Genomic DNA, 739 nt, shown 5'->3' with positions numbered 1-739 from the left:
TATCCAACAAACAGGACTATGCCGATGCCAGCACGTGCTAAACGCCCATGCCGACACAAAGGGTGTGCGGCAATCACCAATGATGTCAGCGGATATTGTGACCAACACCGACAGCAGCATGCTGGTGACGGCTGGCGGAGTTATCAGTCAGGAAAGAGCAGGCAAGAACGTGGATACGGGCGACTCTGGGAAATTAAACGAGCGCGTATCCTTCAGCGTGATAAATACCTGTGTCAGAACCATCGCCGACAGAGGATAGCGAAGAAAGCGGCAAGCGTTGACCACATCATCCCAAAAGCTCATGGAGGTACTGATGACGATTCCAATCTTGAGTCGTTGTGCTGGGAATGCCACAGAGCGAAGACGGCAAGAGAGCGTATCCGATGAGTTATACCTATTGCACGTACTGCGGTTCACGGCTTCATACATACGCGAACTGTCCCAAAACATGGGGTGGTTCATCCCGCCGCGCCAACCTGCGCTGCAGCTATTGTGGGCAGTCAGGGCATAACTCTAATGCCTGTCCGCACAATGCGAGCAGCGCTTGTCGGTGCAACCTGAATGATGATTTCCATCTTGATTGATGCCCACACAGGCCAGGGGGAGGGGGGATCAAATCCCTGACCCCTTTCGCCTTTCAGGACTGCCCGCTTCCTCGTATTTTTATACCCGCGAAAAATGAAATTTAACCAGGAGTGTCGCTTATGGCTGGAACGGCGGGGCGTTCCGGGCGTCGCCC

Annotated in this window: 1 protein-coding gene; it reads left to right on the top strand. The window is 53.9% G+C overall.

Annotation, left to right across the window (positions count from 1 at the left end; all coding sequences use genetic code 11):
* The first annotated feature begins 24 nt into the window (after nucleotides 1-24).
* Nucleotides 25-387, top strand: a complete 363-nt coding sequence (locus tag OGV80_RS01670; RefSeq protein ID WP_080625039.1) for an HNH endonuclease — start codon at nucleotides 25-27, stop codon at nucleotides 385-387.
* Nucleotides 388-739 lie beyond the last annotated feature (352 nt).

The organism is Citrobacter sp. Ce119 (assembly GCF_030334525.1).
In the GTDB taxonomy this organism is placed as follows: domain Bacteria; phylum Pseudomonadota; class Gammaproteobacteria; order Enterobacterales; family Enterobacteriaceae; genus Citrobacter; species Citrobacter europaeus.
The sequence above is the reverse complement of the archived record's forward strand: the minus strand, read 5'-3'. Positions and strand labels throughout refer to the sequence as shown.

Excerpts from the sequence above, each read along its gene's own strand:
- OGV80_RS01670 (WP_080625039.1), top strand. The coding sequence starts at position 25 with ATGCCAGCACGTGCTAAACGCCCATGCCGACACAAAGGGTGTGCGGCA.